The sequence below is a fragment of the Comamonas sp. FUJ_7 genome (assembly GCF_057369555.1).
Genome location: NZ_JBXXZI010000001.1, coordinates 809311 through 826159, shown reverse-complemented (window position 1 = coordinate 826159; position 16849 = coordinate 809311). Strand labels below are relative to the sequence as shown.

Genomic DNA, 16849 nt, shown 5'->3' with positions numbered 1-16849 from the left:
TTCTGGAAGTGATTGCAGGCGGTGTGCTACCCCGTACTCGCAGTCGAGTCTGCAATGCGTATGCGCGAGATGTACACGCTGACCTGGAGCCAGGTGGACCAGGCGCTCAAGACGATGTTTTGGGAGAAAACCAAGAACGGCAAGCAAGCGGCAGGTTCCCCTGTCTTCCGTAGGCATGGCGGAGCTTGCGGCCTTCAAGCCTGCAGCAGTGCTGCCTGAAGATCTGGTGTTTCCCTTCTAGGACGGGAACGATTCGGCACGCGTTCTGCGCGCCACCACCGACTTTCTTTCCAAGCTGTTTGTCGAAATCTTTGAGCGGGCAGGGGCCAAAGACCTGCCTTTTCACGACCTGCGGCACGAGGCCGCAAGTCGTTTGTTCGAGAGAACCAAGCTGACAGACACTCAGATCATGAAGATCACGGGCCACAAGAGCCAGCTCATGCTCATGCGATACGCAAACCTGCGTGGATTGACTTTGGCCGACGCCCTTTGCTGAGTCGATCTGCCGACTGCTTGATGAACACCTGATCTGCATAGCGGGTTACATCGCTGGTCTTGATGATGTAGCGCTGACCCACACGACCTGCAGGCAGATCGACATTGGCAATCAGCTTCTCTACGGTGGATGAGTGCAATTTGAGAATGCTGGCTGCTTCCTGGGTTGTGCATGTGTAATGTGTGCTGATGGTGGCTCCTGTTATGAAAAAACCCCGCTCTAGGCGGGGCTTGGTGTTGGGTTTGAACGGGGTCTTATGGCGCCTTGCTCGATTGCGGCAAAGGCTTCAATGGAGTGATGGGCTGCTGCGCCTCGCTCTCGGCGGTCTGTGCTTCCAGTGCGGCAATCGCTGGCGAGAGCAGGCCTTGTGCAACACTGCGGGCTTGCTCGGCCGTGGTGATGCCGCCGCTGACCATGTTTTGATAAAGGTGGCGCAGCTGAGCGAGTGCTTGTATTTGCAATGCTTGCTTCATGCGCTCATTGTCCGTGAGCCCGGCTGGGCGTGAGGCCAAGTCCTGGGCTGCGCTTTTGCATTGCCTGCGGACATGAAAAAACCGTCGTTGCATATGGGTTGGGTGCAGGATGTTTGAATAAGGCTTTCAACCTCAGGGCACAACAATGCGTTTGTCAAGACATTCTCTGATTCGTACTGCTGCATTGACCGTGGTTGCCGCGGCGGTGACCACTGCGCTTTCGGGCTGCGCAGTCTCTGTTCCCCAAGGCATTGAGCCAGTCTCTGGTTTCGATGCGTCGCGCTACATGGGTACCTGGTACGAGCTGGCCCGTATCGACCACCGCTTTGAAAAAGGCCTGACCCAGGTGTCTGCGCAGTACAGCCTCAATGACGATGGCACGGTCAATGTCATCAATCGTGGCTACGACGCAGCCAAAAAAGAGTGGCGTCAGGCCAATGGCAAGGCGCGGTTTCTGGGCGAGCCCGGCATCGCTGCACTCAAGGTCTCGTTCTTCGGGCCGTTTTATGGCGGCTACAACGTGGTCAACCTAGACGATGATTACCAGACCTCGCTCGTGATCGGCGACAGCCGCGACTACTTCTGGCTGCTGTCGCGCAGCAAGACCATCCCCGAGCAAAAATTCAGGCAACTGCTTGAAAAAGCACGCTCGCTGGGCGTGGATCTCAGCCGCGTGCAGGTGGTGGCGCAATAGCGTCAGCGAGCTGAACAGCGCTAAGAACCATTCAAGTGACGACACTGAACTGCGCCGCACGCAGGGCGTATGGACGACATTGATCCCATGAAAAAAACACTCGCAACCACCGGTGCAGTCCTGTCTGCCATCGCCATCACCGGCTGTGCCCAGTCGCAACCTGCAACCCCTGCCGTGCCCATGGTCGGCATGGCCAACCCTGCATCGGTTTACTGCGCCCAACTGGGCGGCAAAGCCCGCATCGAGAAGACTGCAGCCGGAGAGCGCGGCATCTGCGTGCTGCCCGACGGCACGGAAATAGACGAGTGGGATCTTTTCCGCCGTGACCACCCAGCCAAGTAATCGCGCTTTCGCTTTTATCCTGTTTTTTGTAGCGTTCATGGGTGGGTAATGACCGCTTTCCGGTCAGCCTCTTCCCGGTTGCGCGCAGGCATCAGTGCGGTATGGTGCTCGCGCCAAAAGCGCTGCGCGACAACGCCTGTCCAGGTGGCGCGCCACGGCTCGGTGTGGTGCGGGCCAAGGCGGTCGAGCAACAGCAACTGCAGCTGAAAAGCGCCGCACAGCGCCGTGCTGACCTGCGGCGGGGTGCGGCTAAGGAAAAGCGTTCCGATATGGCGCATACATGCCTCCTGTTTTGGCAATAAAAAAGCCCGCACGAGGCGGGCAATTGAAATGGGGGAGGGGAAGGACCTTTAGGTCTTGTTTCGGCCTCGGTAGTCGAGTTCGGTGGCAGAGTAGTTTTCACGTTTGCGCCAGTCCATCTGGACGGGGCCGGCGTGGTCGGCAGGATAAGTGATGCGCTCTTTCTCACGGCTGAGCTCCCATCTCTTGGCTTCCACGACATGGTGAACGGCGGGCTTTTTAGTGTTGCTCATGGCTAAGGCTCTCAGTAAATTTCAGAATGGCTCGTCTCACGGTACCGCGTTACCGTGAGCAGGTCTATCGATTTCTCGTTCGAAAGAGGGGGGGCGATCTGGCCTAACCCCCACCTTGCCGATGACGTTGAATATTGAAAAACAAAGGTCTTTCATTTCACCTATACTGATTTCACTCACTGTTTAGGTCGTTCGCCCCAACAGTGCCTGTCTGACACCATTGCCGCCCCTTGGCCGCAGGTAGCCGCTCTTCTTACAAAGCATGCGGTGGTCACTCCCCCTCTAGGCGAACTCTCCAGATCCTGAACATTCCTATGGATCTGCGTTGCCCCTGAATTTCCAGCGGGCCTTCCCTATCTCATTTGATGGTCGGCGCAATCGTGCGTGCGGCCGTCCGTTTTCATGCTGCACAAAAACATTACAGAGCAGATTGGCCGTTACGTGGTCACACCTCTGATACAGCCGAGCACCAGCGGCCAGTTCCTGGCTGCCGTCTCCATTCGACGTGGCACTTATGACCGCGTCATTCGATTCATTCCTCAGTTTTCTAACGAATCGCTCGCCTCCAACTACGCCCTGACTGAAGGGCGGAACATGGTGATGAACCAAAGCTTGAACTGAGTGCCTATCGCTTTTACTCACAGGAGACAGTTTGGCTAAAGAAGAACTAATCGAGATGTCTGGTCGCGTTGATGAAGTCCTGCCAGATGCGCGCTTTCGTGTCACCCTGGAAAACGGTCATCAGCTCATTGCTTACAGCGGCGGAAAGATGCGCAAGCACCGTATTCGCGTGCTGGCAGGCGACAAAGTGACTGTAGAAATGTCTCCCTACGACCTCAACAAAGGGCGAGTGACCTTCCGTCATCTTGCTCCTCGCACTGGCACGACTAGTGGAGCGAAGCCAGCCTTCAAGCGCCGCCGTTAAGCCCTTTAACTATTTACCCGTTCAACGCTGAAATGCCTGAGCAACCTTTGAAAGAACACTATGCAATCCAATCTCTACGTTACCAATCTTTCCTATACCGTTGACAGCGAAGCCCTGCGCGCCCATTTCGGCAGCTGCGGTGATGTCGTCACCGCCGACATCATCATGGACCGCGATACTGGCCGTTCGCGTGGCTTTGGCTTTGTCGAAATGGCCACTCAAGATCAAGCCCAGAACGCTATTCAGACGCTGAATGATCAGCCGCTGGGTGGTCGTGCAGTGGGAGTGGCCCTGGCCCGTCCACGCAAATAATCTTCTTCGATCTGTAAGAGGGAACGGCTCACGCCAAAAGCGTGGGCTTTTTCTGTTTGAGGATCGGTACATGCTGCTGACCACTTTTTGCGGAAGGCGCACAGACACCAACAAGCCCGCGCAGCGTGGGCCGGGCAGCTGGGGTTTGAATGAAATCAGGGATTGCTAAATAGGTATTTGCTGGTCACCATCCCAAACACGGCGACTGAGCAAGTACCTCTTCTGGGGCTGAAGCGGCGCTCCAAACTTGCGGCTCCATACAAACAGCAGCGAGTGCAAGAGCGCCTTTGCGCTCTTGCTATACGCATGTGTCTTGCACCCCAATCTCGCCAAGTACCAGCGCAGCTTGTTGTTCAAGCTCTCAATGTGATGTGTGTGCCCCTTACCAGTCGTGTGCTGGCTATGCTCAATGATTGACCTATAGGGCTTGTGATGGTCAGTGCATTACTGAATATGCTGCGCTTGCGCAAGCTTTGGCTGTAGCACCTTGGCTGTGCCTGTCCCGCGATCGTCCAGTGCAAAACCCACTATCCGGTGGCTATGCCTGTCTATTGCCCACCACAGCCAGATGGGCTGTTTTTTGAGCCGATGAAGCTCCACATCTCATCGATCTCCACCATGGATAAATCCTTGACGGGCACAGGCTCAAGCGCCTTGAATTCAACCTCTTTGCGCACCCACCCCAACACGCTGTTGTGGCTTACGCCCAGCAAGCGCTCAATCTTGCGAGCTGCAAATATCTTCGGCATGCATCTGTAGTGCAAACGCTTTGAGTTTGGGGTCAATCTGACGTTGAACTTTTGCCCCGAAGGTGCGCCCACACCCCTTGTACATCCAGCGCTGGCGTTTGTGGCGACTCAGCCCAATTTTGTTGGTATGGTGGTGACCGCAGTGCGGGCAGTTCATTCGGGAAGACGCAAAAGACATGAAATGCAGCTTTAAAGCGCTACACACCTTTTTAGCAATTCCTGAAATCAGGCTCTGGCGTTGATGGGCGTTGTTGCATAAATCGCTGCGTCGCCAGTTGTAGGCTTGCTGGGCATGGCTCATGCTTTGAGCCTAGCGCTTTCGACACGCCGATTTCTGCAACAACGCCTTTGAGAACGGCAATCAGCGGCAGCAGTGCTTTGATCAACATAGGTCTGAGCTTTCATGAATAAAGCCCGCCGGGTGTAAAACCTTGCGGGCTTTTGTGTGGAAGGGAAGAGGAAGTGCTCGAAACAGGCGGCCGCATTAACTGATACCCGTTAGCCTGGCCAGCTCAGCCTCCGCTGGTGGCCCATGGCCATTTGCTGCTGGCGGTCGCGAAGCCTGTCCAGCAAGGCTGTGCCTTTGGCGTGCCAGTCTGCACTCAGCACCCTATCGGTAGGCAGGTCGCGCTGTTGATCGGCGTTGAGGTTGCGCAGGTCTCGGGAGAGCAGGGCCTGCCCGCCCGCCAGTCGCACCAGCTCGTCGTGGTCTGAGGTGTCTGTCATGAATACTCCTTTATGAGCAAAAAAGCCCGCCAGGTCTTAAACCTTGCGGGCTTTTGTATGGGTGATTGCTTCTGAATTTGTGAGCGCATTGCGCTTGCTCTATCTGCATTTGAAAGTAGTTTGATGCTGAAAGGTTTGTACAGCTTGCGGCGGCTGCTTTCCTTTCAATAGCGCGTAACAAGCGGCTGCGCTGGCGGTCGCGGTGCTGCAGCTCTTGCAGCACGGTGTCGATGGGGTGCATGGGCTGGTCAAGGGTGGGCTGGCGGGCGACTTGAGGCTGCGGCGGCAGCTCAGGGCTTTTCGCGCAGGCATTGCACGGTGTGGGCGTCCAGCCATTCGGCGTGCATGCCGGGGCAGGCGAATTCGTCGCGCACGGATTTGGTGAGGGTGGTGGGCTCGTCCGCCTGGGCGCTGGGCGTGGCCAGCCACAGGGCGCCCATGAAGATGGCGGCGACGAGGATCAGTGATTCAATGATTTTTGCCATGATGTTTCTCCGTTCTGGCGCTTGTCAGTCAAGCGCATGTAGCTATCAAACTTGATGAGGTTGAGCGTTTAAAGCGGCCAGGCTTCGGGTGTGGTGGCGATGACGACGGCCAGGCCGATGAGGCAGAAGATGGCCAGCAAGGCGAGGCCCCATTGAGCGGCGATCAGTAGCTTTGTTCCAAAAGCGGGGCGAGCAAGAGCAGGGCAGCGAGCAGCAGTGCCAGTGCAATGGTGGGGATGTGTGGCCATTTCACAGGCCTTCCTTCTCGCGCAGGCGCTGCACGAGGTCTTCATCAACGGGCTGAGGGACGGTGCTGTACAGCATGAAATCTCCTTGAGGCGAGAGGCAGGCCCGCTTTACGGGCGGGGGCGAATAAAAAAGGCCAGTGCTCTTGCGAGAAGGCGAAACCAACGAAGGGAGCGGAGTGAATGCGCTTCGCGCTCTGGCCGGGAAACGGTGGGCTGCTGTGCGGCAGCGCCATCAAGAAAGAGTGCAGGCCCGGCTTGCGGTCTGTCGGTGGCGGCATTGCATTGCCTCGGTCCACACCCGGCTGGCACTCTTTCTTGATGACCCCGCTACGGCCCTGCGGGTAAGGGCTCAGGTCTGATGCGACCTGTTGTTTGAATTTTACTGGTGTTTTGATCAGTGCTGTGTATTTGTACAGTAGTTTAGATTTTACCTGTACAGCGAGTCAACAGGGTCGTGCGCCATGTGTTGCGTGGCTGCACTAAGTGCTTGAAGGCAAAGAAAAAGCCCACCGGCGTTGCGGGTGGGCTTGGAGTTAAAGGCCGATGCCTTGCGGCGTGCCTGAGGAAGTAAAGGGAGGGATGAGAACCTCAGGCTCGGCAAAAACCGTGATGGGGGGCAGTCACCATCGGGTGTGATCGCTTGGCAGCAGACTCACAGTTTGTGCGCTGCGCCTGGTGCAAGCGTATTTCTGGACGGGAATTTGGGCAATACCCTGCGCCGCAAACGATCACACCCGATGGCCCCGCTTGACCCTGCGGGGAGAGAGGTTGCGCTTCAGGCCCGCGTGGCCGGGATCGACATTTGAAAATCTCCGTATCGGAATGGGATGGGGGGCCGGGTGAGACAGCGGCAAAAATAGATCGACCGGGCAGGCCGATCGATCCTGTTATGCAGCGCCTGCGCCGGGCTTAGATGTAGGGCACGCCGTAGTGGTCATAAACACGGCGGCCGTATTCGTCGGTGTATTCAGGCAGCGTGCTGCCTTCGTAGTGGGGCGCGTTCTCCAGCTGTTCCTTGGTGACGGAGACCACATAGCCGCCCAGCCCCGAGTCGTATTTGAGGCTGTCCCAGGGCAGGGGGTAGAGGTCGGTGCCGATGCCGAGAAAACCGCCGAACTCCATCACGGCATAGCGAACCTTGCCGGTGAGCTTGTCGATCATCAGTGAATCGATGGAGCCCAGCTTGTCGCCGTTGGGGTTGTAGACGTTGGTGCCGTTGACACGATCGGATGAGATGACAGGTGAAGCTGTATTCATTCCTGCTCCTTTCTTTGCGTGGTTTAGAGCTGCGCTGGCGCACAGGGCCAGCGCCGAGGCGCGCACTTTCAGTGCTGAGGTGTCTTGTGCTGCTGCCCGGGCTGCTGTTGCGAAGGGTTCTTCTGCTGGCCTGGGGTTTGCTGCTGTTGCTGGCCGGGCTGGTTGGTGCTCTGGCCTGGCTGGTGTTGGCCGGGGTTTTGCTGCTGTTGCTGCTGCTTGTCCTGTTGGTTAGGGCTGTGCTGCTGGTTGGATTGCTGCGTCATTTCCTTCACTCCTTCAGGTTGGTGATCGGCAAACCGGGTTGGCTTGTCGTGGGTTCATGGTCGCCGACCTATGGAAAACCCTTCTGTAGGAGAACGTGGCGCAAGCCTGAAAACTGTGAGTTAGCCACCATTGCGTAGCATTTGGTTTACGTTTGAAGCGGAACTATCGATATTTCTCACAGGATTTAACATTAAGCGCAGGGGGTAGTCTGTTCTGGAGAGCGGGCTTGGGTCACTGGCGTTCGCGCAGATCAACACCAGCGACTCGCAGCCCTTGCTGGCGAAGGCGCGGGCGTGGTTGGCCAGCTTGTCGCATTGGTCGAGCGCAGAGACGCCTAGCTCAGTACTCTGAAAGGGCAGGTGCAATTGGACAGGCAGTTGCTGGAGTCTCAATGACAGTGCCTGAGAACCATCGAGAGCAGCAATGATTCACTCAAGCACCACCATCACCGCAGTTCTGGACGCCGCAGGCGCGGACCGCTTTGCCCGCCGTATTGCTGTGGCCTATGTGCTGGCTGGATTGGGCATCAGCGCCGCAGGCTTGGGCGGACTGATCGCAGCCATTCGCTGGGGGTGAGCAGCTTTACTCTTTGACAGCAGGACGATGAACCAGCACCGGAATGCTGCTGTTGGTCAGCACCTTCTGGGTCTCGCTGCCCAGCAAGATTCCGCTCAGCCCCTTGCGGCCGTGCGATGCCATGCAGATCAGATCGCAGCCGCCATCCTGCGCCTGCTTGATGATGGTCTCAGCCACGGCAGGGCTGGTGGCACGCACGCTTTGGATGGACAGGCCGTGTGCGCTGGCCAGGTCTTCGGCAAACTTCAGCACCTTGTCTGCCTCGGCCTGTGCGCTCTTGGTCAGCTCCACCGTGTCATAGGCGGCCATCAAGCGCGATCCATAGATCAGTGCGTGGTAATCGGGCATTACATACAGCACCGTGACCTTGGAGTCTTGCTCGGCGGCCAGCTCAATGCCGGCGTGAATGGCCGCCTCGGAAAGCTTGGAGCCATCGGTTGGAATCAGAATGTGCTTGAACAACGGTCTCTCCTCCTGCGCGGTCGCGCATCTGTTTGCTCAAAAGCTCCAGCCACTCTGTGAGTGGTGGCAGCGCCGCACATCATGGCAGCGAATGGAGGGCCTTTGGATGAATGTTGACGCCTGAGTTGATAGTGAAAACAGGCTGCAGGGCTTATCCATCAAGCGCTGGTAGCTATCAAAAATGGGTTGATGTCATGCCCAGCAGGCCTGGGCAAGCTGGCCTAGCGGCTCAGAAGCGCCTTGAGCTTTTGCTTGTCGACGATTTCTGCGTCCAGGCGCTTGACGGCTTCCTGGCGGATTTTCTGCATCATGGCGGCGTTCGGGTCTTGCCAGTCGCCCCCGGCGCTGCGCGCCATCCAGGCCACGGCGCGAGAGAATTCCTCAAGCGACAGGCTGCTGTCTCCGCCCTGGGCAGGCATGGCTCTCACACCGACGAAGGCATGCGCGCTCAGCACATCCTGTCCTTCTTCGATCAGCGGCTTCCAGGCCTTTACATCACCCAGCTTTGGGGCCTGCAGCAGTCCTGTGTCGTGGCAGGCCATGCAGGTTGAGCGGTACACCGTCTCGCCCGTTTTGAGTTGGGCCAGAGCAGAGATAGAGGTTGCGGCGGCGAATACGGCAATGGAGAGCAGTCGGCTGCAAGCAGTCAAGAGTTTCGTCATGGCGGGCATTGTCGCTGAAACGAAATTTACAACGATTCAAGGCGCTGGATATGCAGCCAAACTGCCACCGTTTGGCGGTGAAAGCCCGGTCATTGGGCCTGTTCGGGCATCATTGCTCTTCAAAAGACTCGCCAGCCCCTGCACGATGGGGCTGGTCTAGATAGAAAGGCAATCTCGAATGCAAGCGTTGCGAGGAATCACGTGGCTTCTGGTGCTGCAGCTGACAGGGGAGGCGCTGGCACTGCTGCTCAAACTTCCGTTCCCCGGCCCGGTCATCGGCATGTTGCTGCTGGTGCTGTCCATGCGCTTTACGCTGGTGCGCGAGCCAGTGCAGGCCGCGGCCAGCTATCTGCTCTCGCACCTGTCTTTGCTGTTTGTACCGGTGGGGGTGGGCGTCATCACGCACCTGAGTCTGCTGCGTGACTACGGGCTCAAGCTGCTGCTGGTCATCGCAATTTCCACCTGGGTAGGCATGATCGTCACCGTGCTGCTGGCGCGTTTTCTTTTGAGTGAGCCTGCAGACACCCGTCAGCAAGGGGGCGTTGATGCCTGATTTTGTACAACTCTGGGTCTATCTTTCCTCGGCGCCGCTGTTCGGCCTCACGGCCACGCTGGCGGTCTATGTACTGGCCCATGGGGTTTACAGCCGCACCGGGCAGGCGCCCTGGGCCAACCCCGTGCTCTGGTCCATCGTGGTGCTGGGTGTCTCGCTCATGCTCATGCAGATTCCCTACCAGACCTACTTTGCCGGGGCGCAGTTCATTCACTTTCTGCTGGGCCCTGCCGTCGTGGCACTGGGCTTTCCGCTGTGGGAGCGGCGGGAGGAACTCAAGCGTAAATGGGCGCGGCTGCTGATGGCTGCACTGGCAGGCGGTGCTACGGCGGCTGTCGTGGCCGTTGTACTTGGCTGGGCCGTGGGCTTGCCCGAGGAAGTGCTGCGCTCCCTGGCTCCCAAGTCCGTCACTGCCCCTGTGGCAATGGGCGTGGCCGAGAAAATTGGCGGCGTTCCGGCGCTGGCCGCCGTGTTTGCGGTGCTGGCCGGTTTGATTGGTGCGCTGTCTGCGGGCGCGCTATTCAAGCTGCTGAGGGTCGGCACCAGCGACACCGACTGGGTGGCACGCGGCTTTGCCCTGGGCACCGTCTCGCACGGCATCGGCGCAGCGCGTGCGCTGCAGGTCAATGCAGATGCCGGTGCCTATGCTGGCCTGGCCCTCAGCCTGCAGGTGCTGCTGGTTGCGCTGCTTATGCCGCTGATAGCCCGCTGGTTCTGAGCTGCAGTGGTGGTAGTACGATACGCCGCTAACAACTTGGAGGGGGCATGGGTAAATCGACGTATCGCGCATGGGTGATCGCTTCGCTGGTCATTCCGGTATTGGGAATGCTGGCGGAATATGGCTTTGATCTCGTGCCTCAAGAGCTGACCGACCTTTCACAGAGCCTTGCGATGCAGTCGGAAATGGTCGCTACAGACTGGATCTTCTTGCTGCTGCTTGCGGTGCTTGGTGTGATCGCTCTCGTATCTTTTTACGGCCTGCTGCGGTTCAGAGCATGGGCACCTCGGCTGACCCTGTGGTCTTCTGCTGCGACTTTGGGGCTTATATGTTTCAGTCCGCCGGTTGTGCTGTCCGGCCTGACCAACGCGACATCGGCCTTGGGCTTTGCGCTGTTTGGTGCAGTGCTTGCATTGCCGTACTACGCGCCCGATGTGCGAGAGATGTTCTGGCCCTCCAAGTCAGAGACCTGAACAAAAAAAGCCCCTTGCGAGGGGCTTTTTCTATGGCAAAGCACTTTGGGCTATCAAAAGCAGACTACCTGAACGTCATGCGCAGCAAGCCTTCATCGGGTGCGGGCGGCTGCTTGGCTGGCAGGGATGGGGCGGAGGTGCTGCGCTGGCACACCGACTCCACCAAGCCTGTGGTTTGCCTGAGCACCAGGCCGAACAGGCTCTTGAGTGTCACGCAAACTGGATGGCCGCATCCGAGAACTTCGGGCTTCGTCCGCGTTTGCCGCTGCCATCCGCAAACCAGGCCATGCGCTTGTGCAGCCAGATGGATAACGAACCTCGCGCTTTGAGCGCGGCGTTGTACTGCTTCCAGTTGGTAGTGCGGTAGTGGGGCTTACAGGGCAGAGTCATGCAGCCAGCCTACAACTGACGACGCAGCGATTTATGCAACAACGCCCTGGCAGAGCCTCTGCGCAGTCTCAGGCTTCTTGTCTTAATCGCAAGTTTTCAGCTTGCGGCTCAGTGGACGTAACTCTTGCAAGAGCTCTAAGCCTTAGTCTGCCTGTGAACCAGGACGGGAATGCTGCTATTGACCAGTACGCGCTGGGTTTCGCTCCCCAGCAAAATGCCGGCGATGCCTTTGCGTCCATGCGATGCCATGCAGATCAAGTCGCAGTGACCTTCCTGCGCTTCTTGAATGATGGCCTGGTGAATGGAGACATTGGTGACTCTTGCGGTTCGGCAAGCGACACCCTCGGCTTGTGCAATTTCCAAGGCTGCCTGCAAGACCTTGTCAGCATCCTTATGAGCACTTTGGTTGAACTCGGCGGCGTTGTACGCCATCAGCGCTTCAGCACCGTAGATCATGGCGCTGTAATCCGGCATCACGTACAGTGCAGTGACCTGTGCGCCTTGCTCTTTCGCCAGGCGCATGCCGGCATGAAGGGCGGCGGTTGAAAGCTTTGAGCCATCCGTGGGAATGAGAATGTGCTTGAACATATCCGGCCTCCTTGCTCAATGAAACAAACTTGCTGAGCTCATGCTCGCGCTGTAGCGCGGCAAATGCAATCCCCCTCAAGAAATCTGGCCTTCTAGGGCAAAGCTTGAGAAGGGAGGTTTTTGAGTAAAAACACCTGCTAATCGAGACCCGTAAAGCGCTTGTAGCTATGGAAAAGAGACTATCTCTTGATGAGCGTGTCTATGGTCTTTCTGGCTGTGTATGCAAAGGCGGCTCATAGATGTAGGGCATTCGGGTTGCTAATGACCTTGCTCTATGGACAGTGAAAACTGTGACAGCTCCCCACGTTGTGCGGCATCGCGCAGCAAAAAGACCTGAATCAGATAGTCCGCATTGGGCTCTGCCTGAAAGTGGCAGAAAGACTGAGAAGCACTGCTTTCACACAGTGGGGGTGAATCTCCGTCCCTGAGCACCTGCATGCGGGTATTGAGGTTGTTGGTGTGAAGGGTGATGGTGAGGGGCTGGCCGGGCAGCGTATTCAGTCCATAGCGCGCAATGCCATGGCCTGTAAGTTGGCCGCTGTATGAAACGCTGCCGTTGAAGCTGCTGGCTGTCGAGTGTGCGGAGCTGGTGAGCTGTGCCATGGCGGCACCTTCCGGGATTGAACTGAAAAGGAGGCTGACGGTAAGCAAGGCGGCGATGTGCTTCATGCGTCCCTCCCTGAAGTGCGTCAGTTGACTATGCTTTGTCGAAGATCACCACGGTGAGTAGATGGGCTTGGAGCAGGTGTGGATCGGGAGCGATGTGCCATGTGAATGAACGAGTGCGGTAATGCATGCTCGTGCGTGCAATTCGATACTTATCCGCTTCTGCTCCGTGAGCTGGATGCCGCAAGAAGTTCACGAAGGTGGGAGAGCGGGCAAAGAGTGCCGGCTTTCCAGTGAGCATGAGCGGCTCATGACTACCGGGTATTTCTGTGCAAGATGCTGGGTGCTCGCAGCAGCAATTGAAAAGCACGCAGTTAGAATGAGTAGGATTAGCCTAACCCTGTTGGTGGAGGTTGGATGGCATTTCTGTAGAGCATCAATGCACTGTAGAGGCCCGGTCGGTGGCACACCTGGGTCGCACGGCTTTCACCATTGTTAATGAGGCGAACGGAAGTTCGCCTTTGTTTTTGCTGCCGCAGAAAGATTGACCATGTTCGAATCCATCCGCAAGCATTCCAAGTTCGTGATGATCTTGTTGTTCTTGCTGATTATTCCCTCTTTCATTTTTGTCGGGGTCAACCAAAACTACTTCACGGAGTTCAGCCAGACGGTGGCTCGTGTAGATGGTCATGACATCACCCAGCAAGATTGGGACAACGCTCACCGGGCGGAAAGCGACCGCTTGCGCGCAGAAAATCCAACCCTGGACGCCAAGCTACTGGACTCTCCCGAGGCGCGTTACGCCACTTTGGAGAAGCTGGTGCGTGATCGGGTCTTGGCTGCTGCTGCCACCAAGATGCACTTGACAACCTCCGATGCACAACTGGTACGTACATTGCGTGAAATCCCCGCGATTGCTTCGTTGCAAAAGCCGGATGGCTCCCTGGATGCTGAGGCTTACAAGGCATTAGTGGGCTCTCAGGGAATGACCCCCGAGGGCTTTGAAGCCAACCTGCGTAGAGAACTCTCTCTCAATCAGGTGCTGGGCTCTGTGTCGTCCACAGGCTTTGCGACTGAAGCTCAGTTGCAGCAAGCCATGGATGCGTTGTATCAGCGACGCGAAATTCAGGTCGCTCGCTTTGATGCGGCGGCTTTTGCAGCCAAGGTGCAGCCCACCGAAGCAGATCTCAAGGCCTTCTATGACGCGCATACCAGCCAGTTCAAGAGGCCTGAAGCAGCGACGGTGGAGTATGTGCAGCTTGATCTGGATGCAGTGCAACAAGGCATTGTCCTGAGTGAAGAAGATCTGCGTACCTACTACAAGGAAAATGCGGCCCGTCTTGCTGGCCCTGAAGAGCGTCGTGCCAGCCATATCCTGATTAATGCCGCAAAGGACTTGCCGTCGGCCGAGCGAGAAAAAGCCAAGGCCAAGGCCGAGGCCTTGCTGGCCCAGGTTCGTAAGGATCCGAAGACCTTCGCCCAGGTGGCTAAGGAAAATTCTCAGGATCCGGGATCGGCGGCCAATGGCGGTGATCTGGGCTACTTCGGGCGCGACGCCATGGTCAAGCCTTTCGAAGAAGCAGTTTTCAAGATGAAGGAGGGCGACATCAGTGATGTGGTTGAGTCTGACTTCGGCTATCACATCATTGAGCTGACAAGTATCAAGCAGCCCAAGGTGGCTTCATTTGAAGAGATGCGTCCCAAGTTGGAGGCTGATCTCAAGCAGCAGCAGGCGCAGCGCAAGTTCGCAGAAGCGGCAGAGACTTTTTCGAATGCAGTTTACGAGCAGTCAGAAACGCTGACTCCTGTCGCCGAGAAATTCAAGCTGACTGTGCACAAGGCAGAAAACGTCTCGCGTGAGCCAGCTGCTGATGCTCAAGGGCCTCTGGCTAACAAACGTTTCCTCGAAGCACTGTTTTCTACGGACTCTCTCGAAAACAAGCGCAATACCGATGCGGTGGAGCTGGCACCTAGTACGCTGGTGGCTGGCCGCGTATTGAGTTATGTGCCCGCACATACCGAGTCGATGGAAGAGGTGGGCGACAAGCTCAAGCAGTTGTATGTGGCACACCAGGCCGCAGAGCTGGCCAAGCAAGAAGGCAAGGCCAAGCTTGACGAGTGGAAAGCCAAGCCTGAGATAGCGCAGCTGGCTGCGGCTGTGGAAGTTGGTCGTGACCAATCCAAGGATCTGCCGCGTGAAGTGCTGGATGCTGCATTGCGTGCACCTACGGATGTTTTGCCGGCTTGGGAGGGTGTGGACCTGGGTAATGCTGGTTATGCAGTGATCAAGGTCAATCGCATTGCTCAGCGCCCAGCACAGGATGCACAGGTGCTGGAGCAGCAAAAGGCGCAATTTACGCAATGGACATCGATGGCGGAAGTGGTGGCCTACTATGAACAATTGAAGAAGACCTTCAAGGTTCAGATCAAGGTGCCGCGCCCCTGATAAGGGGTGAAATCAGGCGTGATTTCATTTGCACGTCTGATTTATGCATTACAATAAATGCTTCTACGGTGGCTGTAGCTCAGTTGGTAGAGTCCAGGATTGTGATTCCTGTTGTCGTGGGTTCGAGCCCCATCAGCCACCCCAAATTTGAAAAACGCTCTGCAGCGCAGAGCGTTTTTATTTGACCAGGGATTCCTTGGAATCGTTAGTAGTTCAGTGTTTGATGCTCTTAAATTTGATTTGAGAAGCTTAAATCTGAAGTAGAATAAGCACTTATCTACGGTGGCTGTAGCTCAGTTGGTAGAGTCCAGGATTGTGATTCCTGTTGTCGTGGGTTCGAGCCCCATCAGCCACCCCAGTTTTTAAATGCCCCACAAACTATGTTTGTGGGGCATTTTCTTTTCGCGGGTACTGTTGCGCAATTTCAGTGTGAAGAGAAGTGGCTGCGGTTTTTTGAACAGCTAGCTAAGCGAGATCTTTCCCAGTAAAGATGGCCTGACAATAGGCCGAACCTGGAGAGATCCATGACCATCAAATCCCGACACAAGCACAACCCTGCATTTAAAGCGAAGGTGGCACTAGAAGCCGTTCGCGGTGAGCGCACGGTTGCTGAGCTGGCTCAGCAGTATGAAGTTCACCCCAGCCAGATTGCTGATTGGAAGCGCATGCTGCTTGAGCGGGCTGCGGACGTGTTTGGTTCAGCTCCTGTACCCACAACCCCTGCGGTCGACCTCAAAGAGCTTCATGCCAAGATCGGTCAATTGACCTTGGAGAAGGATTTTTTGCAAGGTGCGCTGAGCAAAGCGGGATTGCTCAGCGTAGGTCGATGATTGACCGCAGCCATGGCTTGTCGCTGGCCCGTCAAGCAAGCCTCATGCGCATCAGTCGTGGCTCCATCTACTACCGTCGCAAGTCACCAAACAGCGAGCAAGTTGCGTTGACCCATAGCTTGGATGCGCTGCATGTCGCTCATCCTTTTGCTGGTGCACGCATGCTGCGTGGGCTGCTGCAGCGCCAGGGGCATTGCGTGGGATGAAGGCATGTGCGCACGCTGATGAAGCGCATGCACATCTCAGCACTGTACTGCCAGCCTCGCACCAGTGCTCGCCACCCGCAGCACAAGATCTACCCGTACCTACTCAGGAACAAAGCCGTGACACATGCCAACCAAGTCTGGGCTATGGACATCACCTATGTGCGCATGCACAAAGGGTGGATGTATCTGTGCGCTGTGGTGGATTGGTGCAGCCGCAAGGTCTTGGCTTGGCGACTGTCCAATACTATGGACGTACAGTTTTGCGTGGATGCCGTGCAAGAGGCTATTGCCCGCTGGGGAACGCCCGCCATCTTCAACACAGATCAGGGCAGCCAATTCACCAGTGAAACCTTCACTGTGCAGCTCAAACGCCACGGTATTCGTATCTCTATGGATGGCAAAGGCGCTTGGCGTGACAACGTCTTCGTGGAGCGCCTGTGGCGCTCCATCAAGTACGAGGAGATTTATCTCAAAGCCTATGACAGCGTGCGTGCCGCACTGCCGTTTGCACCAATGCAGGCGGCATGACCCCATCGATCTCGCTTAGCAACTGGATTCAGTTGTTCAAACGACCGGGACCACTTCTTGGGATTGAGGCTGGCGTATGTGTGAGAGCCTTTGGCCTTCATTGGCGCTGAGCTATACACAGCAAAAGATTGCTGAGTACAAATAGACAAAAGGGTTTAGATCTTGCGATCTAAACCCTTGTCATTTGGTCGGAGCGGCGGGATTCGAACTCGCGACCCTCTGCTCCCAAAGCAGATGCGCTACCAGGCTGCGCTACGCTCCGTAAGCGTCTATTGTAACTACAAAAAATTGCTCATTTTTGAAAGCG

The 16849-nt window shown here is 56.7% G+C and carries 27 protein-coding genes, 3 tRNA genes and 3 pseudogenes; 14 read left to right on the top strand and 19 right to left on the bottom strand.

The features are described 5' to 3' along the window. The first annotated feature begins 265 nt into the window (after positions 1 to 265). Positions 266 to 496 carry a tyrosine-type recombinase/integrase gene (locus tag AC2I9W_RS03765; protein WP_486408713.1) on the top strand — a complete coding sequence of 77 codons (231 nt, stop codon included), beginning with the start codon at positions 266 to 268 and terminating at the stop codon, positions 494 to 496. On the opposite strand, the gene AC2I9W_RS03760 is transcribed toward AC2I9W_RS03765, so the two are convergent. Beyond that, complete coding sequence (locus AC2I9W_RS03760) at positions 444 to 686, bottom strand: helix-turn-helix domain-containing protein (protein WP_486408712.1); 243 nt, start codon at positions 684 to 686, stop codon at positions 444 to 446. The two genes, AC2I9W_RS03765 and AC2I9W_RS03760, sit on opposite strands and share 53 nt — an antisense overlap. Positions 687 to 750: 64 nt before the next feature. Beyond that, entirely contained in the window at positions 751 to 969 is a 219-nt protein-coding gene (locus AC2I9W_RS03755) for a hypothetical protein (protein ID WP_486408675.1), read from the bottom strand. A gap of 250 nt (positions 970 to 1219) precedes the next feature. Between AC2I9W_RS03755 and AC2I9W_RS03750 the strand changes: the two genes are divergently transcribed. Then, positions 1220 to 1663 carry a lipocalin family protein gene (locus AC2I9W_RS03750; RefSeq protein ID WP_486408711.1) on the top strand — a complete coding sequence of 148 codons (444 nt, stop codon included), beginning with the start codon at positions 1220 to 1222 and terminating at the stop codon, positions 1661 to 1663. Between the two features lie 87 nt (positions 1664 to 1750). Beyond that, positions 1751 to 2005 (top strand): putative hemolysin, encoded by a 255-nt coding sequence (locus tag AC2I9W_RS03745; RefSeq protein WP_486408674.1) that lies wholly within the window; start codon positions 1751 to 1753, stop codon positions 2003 to 2005. A 35-nt stretch (positions 2006 to 2040) separates the two neighbouring features. On the opposite strand, the gene AC2I9W_RS03740 is transcribed toward AC2I9W_RS03745, so the two are convergent. Both AC2I9W_RS03740 and AC2I9W_RS03735 read right to left on the bottom strand, forming a co-directional pair. Continuing rightward, entirely contained in the window at positions 2041 to 2283 is a 243-nt protein-coding gene (locus tag AC2I9W_RS03740; protein WP_486408673.1) for a hypothetical protein, read from the bottom strand. Between the two features lie 72 nt (positions 2284 to 2355). Continuing rightward, positions 2356 to 2538, bottom strand: coding sequence for a hypothetical protein (locus AC2I9W_RS03735; RefSeq protein ID WP_486408672.1), 183 nt, complete (start codon positions 2536 to 2538; stop codon positions 2356 to 2358). 402 nt (positions 2539 to 2940) lie between these two features. Here AC2I9W_RS03735 and AC2I9W_RS03730 point away from each other — a divergent pair, with 402 nt between their 5' ends. From AC2I9W_RS03730 to AC2I9W_RS03720, 3 genes are read left to right on the top strand one after another with little or no spacing between them, the layout of a single operon-like run. Continuing rightward, entirely contained in the window at positions 2941 to 3159 is a 219-nt protein-coding gene (locus AC2I9W_RS03730; protein WP_486408671.1) for a hypothetical protein, read from the top strand. Positions 3160 to 3190: 31 nt separating this feature from the next. Continuing rightward, positions 3191 to 3463, top strand: coding sequence for a translation initiation factor IF-1 (gene infA, locus AC2I9W_RS03725; RefSeq protein WP_486408670.1), 273 nt, complete (start codon positions 3191 to 3193; stop codon positions 3461 to 3463). Between the two features lie 60 nt (positions 3464 to 3523). Next, positions 3524 to 3775 carry an RNA recognition motif domain-containing protein gene (locus AC2I9W_RS03720; protein WP_486408669.1) on the top strand — a complete coding sequence of 84 codons (252 nt, stop codon included), beginning with the start codon at positions 3524 to 3526 and terminating at the stop codon, positions 3773 to 3775. Between the two features lie 165 nt (positions 3776 to 3940). On the opposite strand, the pseudogene AC2I9W_RS03715 reads toward AC2I9W_RS03720, so the two are convergent. The 9 genes and pseudogenes from AC2I9W_RS03715 to AC2I9W_RS03675 all read right to left on the bottom strand — a co-directional run. Beyond that, positions 3941 to 4204 (bottom strand): annotated as a pseudogene (locus AC2I9W_RS03715) (IS1 family transposase); the annotation flags it as partial. A gap of 119 nt (positions 4205 to 4323) precedes the next feature. Continuing rightward, positions 4324 to 4524 (bottom strand): hypothetical protein, encoded by a 201-nt coding sequence (locus AC2I9W_RS03710; RefSeq protein ID WP_486408668.1) that lies wholly within the window; start codon positions 4522 to 4524, stop codon positions 4324 to 4326. Further along, positions 4493 to 4825, bottom strand: a complete 333-nt coding sequence (locus AC2I9W_RS03705) for a transposase (protein WP_486408667.1) — start codon at positions 4823 to 4825, stop codon at positions 4493 to 4495. Before AC2I9W_RS03705 ends, AC2I9W_RS03710 begins: the two co-directional genes overlap by 32 nt. A gap of 197 nt (positions 4826 to 5022) precedes the next feature. Then, positions 5023 to 5250 carry a hypothetical protein gene (locus AC2I9W_RS03700; RefSeq protein WP_486408666.1) on the bottom strand — a complete coding sequence of 76 codons (228 nt, stop codon included), beginning with the start codon at positions 5248 to 5250 and terminating at the stop codon, positions 5023 to 5025. A 10-nt stretch (positions 5251 to 5260) separates the two neighbouring features. Next, complete coding sequence (locus AC2I9W_RS03695; RefSeq protein WP_486408665.1) at positions 5261 to 5491, bottom strand: hypothetical protein; 231 nt, start codon at positions 5489 to 5491, stop codon at positions 5261 to 5263. Positions 5492 to 5540: 49 nt separating this feature from the next. Then, positions 5541 to 5735 carry a hypothetical protein gene (locus AC2I9W_RS03690; protein ID WP_486408664.1) on the bottom strand — a complete coding sequence of 65 codons (195 nt, stop codon included), beginning with the start codon at positions 5733 to 5735 and terminating at the stop codon, positions 5541 to 5543. A gap of 68 nt (positions 5736 to 5803) precedes the next feature. Next, positions 5804 to 5983, bottom strand: a complete 180-nt coding sequence (locus tag AC2I9W_RS03685; RefSeq protein ID WP_486408663.1) for a hypothetical protein — start codon at positions 5981 to 5983, stop codon at positions 5804 to 5806. 909 nt (positions 5984 to 6892) lie between these two features. After that, the gene (locus tag AC2I9W_RS03680; protein ID WP_486408662.1) at positions 6893 to 7240 is read right to left on the bottom strand and encodes a PRC-barrel domain-containing protein; all 348 of its coding nucleotides are present in this window, start codon (positions 7238 to 7240) and stop codon (positions 6893 to 6895) included. Between the two features lie 68 nt (positions 7241 to 7308). Next, positions 7309 to 7503 carry a hypothetical protein gene (locus AC2I9W_RS03675; protein ID WP_486408661.1) on the bottom strand — a complete coding sequence of 65 codons (195 nt, stop codon included), beginning with the start codon at positions 7501 to 7503 and terminating at the stop codon, positions 7309 to 7311. A 424-nt stretch (positions 7504 to 7927) separates the two neighbouring features. On the opposite strand from AC2I9W_RS03675, the gene AC2I9W_RS03670 reads away from it, so the two are divergent. Then, the gene (locus AC2I9W_RS03670; RefSeq protein WP_486408660.1) at positions 7928 to 8080 is read left to right on the top strand and encodes a hypothetical protein; all 153 of its coding nucleotides are present in this window, start codon (positions 7928 to 7930) and stop codon (positions 8078 to 8080) included. A gap of 6 nt (positions 8081 to 8086) precedes the next feature. Here the strand turns inward: AC2I9W_RS03670 and AC2I9W_RS03665 are convergent, their stop codons facing one another. Both AC2I9W_RS03665 and AC2I9W_RS03660 read right to left on the bottom strand, forming a co-directional pair. Further along, positions 8087 to 8542 carry a universal stress protein gene (locus AC2I9W_RS03665; protein ID WP_486408659.1) on the bottom strand — a complete coding sequence of 152 codons (456 nt, stop codon included), beginning with the start codon at positions 8540 to 8542 and terminating at the stop codon, positions 8087 to 8089. A 221-nt stretch (positions 8543 to 8763) separates the two neighbouring features. Then, positions 8764 to 9204, bottom strand: coding sequence for a c-type cytochrome (locus AC2I9W_RS03660; RefSeq protein ID WP_486408658.1), 441 nt, complete (start codon positions 9202 to 9204; stop codon positions 8764 to 8766). Between the two features lie 178 nt (positions 9205 to 9382). Between AC2I9W_RS03660 and AC2I9W_RS03655 the strand changes: the two genes are divergently transcribed. From AC2I9W_RS03655 to AC2I9W_RS03645, 3 genes are read left to right on the top strand one after another with little or no spacing between them, the layout of a single operon-like run. Continuing rightward, on the top strand, positions 9383 to 9757 hold the full coding sequence (locus AC2I9W_RS03655; RefSeq protein ID WP_486408657.1) for a CidA/LrgA family protein: 375 nt from the start codon (positions 9383 to 9385) through the stop codon (positions 9755 to 9757). Continuing rightward, on the top strand, positions 9750 to 10475 hold the full coding sequence (locus AC2I9W_RS03650) for an LrgB family protein (protein ID WP_486408656.1): 726 nt from the start codon (positions 9750 to 9752) through the stop codon (positions 10473 to 10475). The genes AC2I9W_RS03655 and AC2I9W_RS03650 overlap by 8 nt, the downstream gene beginning before the upstream one ends. Before the next feature lie 47 nt (positions 10476 to 10522). After that, a complete protein-coding gene (locus AC2I9W_RS03645) occupies positions 10523 to 10948 on the top strand; it encodes a hypothetical protein (protein WP_486408655.1) in 426 nt (141 codons plus the stop codon). Between the two features lie 151 nt (positions 10949 to 11099). Here AC2I9W_RS03645 and AC2I9W_RS03640 read toward each other — a convergent pair. From AC2I9W_RS03640 to AC2I9W_RS03630, 3 genes and pseudogenes are all read right to left on the bottom strand, one after another. Further along, positions 11100 to 11338: pseudogene (locus AC2I9W_RS03640) on the bottom strand (transposase); the annotation flags it as partial. A 135-nt stretch (positions 11339 to 11473) separates the two neighbouring features. Continuing rightward, entirely contained in the window at positions 11474 to 11926 is a 453-nt protein-coding gene (locus AC2I9W_RS03635) for a universal stress protein (protein WP_158391856.1), read from the bottom strand. Positions 11927 to 12184: 258 nt separating this feature from the next. Further along, positions 12185 to 12529: a DNA breaking-rejoining protein gene (locus tag AC2I9W_RS03630; RefSeq protein ID WP_486408654.1), complete on the bottom strand. Its 345-nt coding sequence runs from the start codon at positions 12527 to 12529 to the stop codon at positions 12185 to 12187. 553 nt (positions 12530 to 13082) lie between these two features. Here AC2I9W_RS03630 and AC2I9W_RS03625 point away from each other — a divergent pair. From AC2I9W_RS03625 to AC2I9W_RS03610, 4 genes and pseudogenes are all read left to right on the top strand, one after another. Next, complete coding sequence (locus tag AC2I9W_RS03625; RefSeq protein ID WP_486408653.1) at positions 13083 to 14978, top strand: SurA N-terminal domain-containing protein; 1896 nt, start codon at positions 13083 to 13085, stop codon at positions 14976 to 14978. A gap of 68 nt (positions 14979 to 15046) precedes the next feature. After that, positions 15047 to 15122, top strand: a tRNA-His gene (locus AC2I9W_RS03620). Positions 15123 to 15260: 138 nt separating this feature from the next. Next, positions 15261 to 15336 (top strand) — tRNA-His (locus tag AC2I9W_RS03615). A 166-nt stretch (positions 15337 to 15502) separates the two neighbouring features. After that, a pseudogene (locus AC2I9W_RS03610) lies at positions 15503 to 16512 on the top strand (IS3 family transposase); the annotation flags it as partial. Positions 16513 to 16727: 215 nt separating this feature from the next. On the opposite strand, the gene AC2I9W_RS03605 reads toward AC2I9W_RS03610, so the two are convergent. Then, positions 16728 to 16804, bottom strand: a tRNA-Pro gene (locus AC2I9W_RS03605). Positions 16805 to 16849: the final 45 nt, after the last annotated feature.

Coding starts and splice junctions, on each gene's coding strand:
- AC2I9W_RS03755 (WP_486408675.1), bottom strand. CDS start 969: ATGAAGCAAGCATTGCAAATACAAGCACTCGCTCAGCTGCGCCACCTT.
- AC2I9W_RS03745 (WP_486408674.1), top strand. CDS start 1,751: ATGAAAAAAACACTCGCAACCACCGGTGCAGTCCTGTCTGCCATCGCC.
- AC2I9W_RS03740 (WP_486408673.1), bottom strand. CDS start 2,283: ATGCGCCATATCGGAACGCTTTTCCTTAGCCGCACCCCGCCGCAGGTC.
- AC2I9W_RS03735 (WP_486408672.1), bottom strand. CDS start 2,538: ATGAGCAACACTAAAAAGCCCGCCGTTCACCATGTCGTGGAAGCCAAG.
- AC2I9W_RS03730 (WP_486408671.1), top strand. CDS start 2,941: ATGCTGCACAAAAACATTACAGAGCAGATTGGCCGTTACGTGGTCACA.
- AC2I9W_RS03720 (WP_486408669.1), top strand. CDS start 3,524: ATGCAATCCAATCTCTACGTTACCAATCTTTCCTATACCGTTGACAGC.
- AC2I9W_RS03710 (WP_486408668.1), bottom strand. CDS start 4,524: ATGCCGAAGATATTTGCAGCTCGCAAGATTGAGCGCTTGCTGGGCGTA.
- AC2I9W_RS03705 (WP_486408667.1), bottom strand. CDS start 4,825: ATGAGCCATGCCCAGCAAGCCTACAACTGGCGACGCAGCGATTTATGC.
- AC2I9W_RS03700 (WP_486408666.1), bottom strand. CDS start 5,250: ATGACAGACACCTCAGACCACGACGAGCTGGTGCGACTGGCGGGCGGG.
- AC2I9W_RS03695 (WP_486408665.1), bottom strand. CDS start 5,491: ATGCACCCCATCGACACCGTGCTGCAAGAGCTGCAGCACCGCGACCGC.
- AC2I9W_RS03690 (WP_486408664.1), bottom strand. CDS start 5,735: ATGGCAAAAATCATTGAATCACTGATCCTCGTCGCCGCCATCTTCATG.
- AC2I9W_RS03685 (WP_486408663.1), bottom strand. CDS start 5,983: ATGGCCACACATCCCCACCATTGCACTGGCACTGCTGCTCGCTGCCCT.
- AC2I9W_RS03680 (WP_486408662.1), bottom strand. CDS start 7,240: ATGAATACAGCTTCACCTGTCATCTCATCCGATCGTGTCAACGGCACC.
- AC2I9W_RS03675 (WP_486408661.1), bottom strand. CDS start 7,503: ATGACGCAGCAATCCAACCAGCAGCACAGCCCTAACCAACAGGACAAG.
- AC2I9W_RS03670 (WP_486408660.1), top strand. CDS start 7,928: ATGATTCACTCAAGCACCACCATCACCGCAGTTCTGGACGCCGCAGGC.
- AC2I9W_RS03660 (WP_486408658.1), bottom strand. CDS start 9,204: ATGACGAAACTCTTGACTGCTTGCAGCCGACTGCTCTCCATTGCCGTA.
- AC2I9W_RS03655 (WP_486408657.1), top strand. CDS start 9,383: ATGCAAGCGTTGCGAGGAATCACGTGGCTTCTGGTGCTGCAGCTGACA.
- AC2I9W_RS03650 (WP_486408656.1), top strand. CDS start 9,750: ATGCCTGATTTTGTACAACTCTGGGTCTATCTTTCCTCGGCGCCGCTG.
- AC2I9W_RS03645 (WP_486408655.1), top strand. CDS start 10,523: ATGGGTAAATCGACGTATCGCGCATGGGTGATCGCTTCGCTGGTCATT.
- AC2I9W_RS03635 (WP_158391856.1), bottom strand. CDS start 11,926: ATGTTCAAGCACATTCTCATTCCCACGGATGGCTCAAAGCTTTCAACC.
- AC2I9W_RS03630 (WP_486408654.1), bottom strand. CDS start 12,529: ATGGCACAGCTCACCAGCTCCGCACACTCGACAGCCAGCAGCTTCAAC.
- AC2I9W_RS03625 (WP_486408653.1), top strand. CDS start 13,083: ATGTTCGAATCCATCCGCAAGCATTCCAAGTTCGTGATGATCTTGTTG.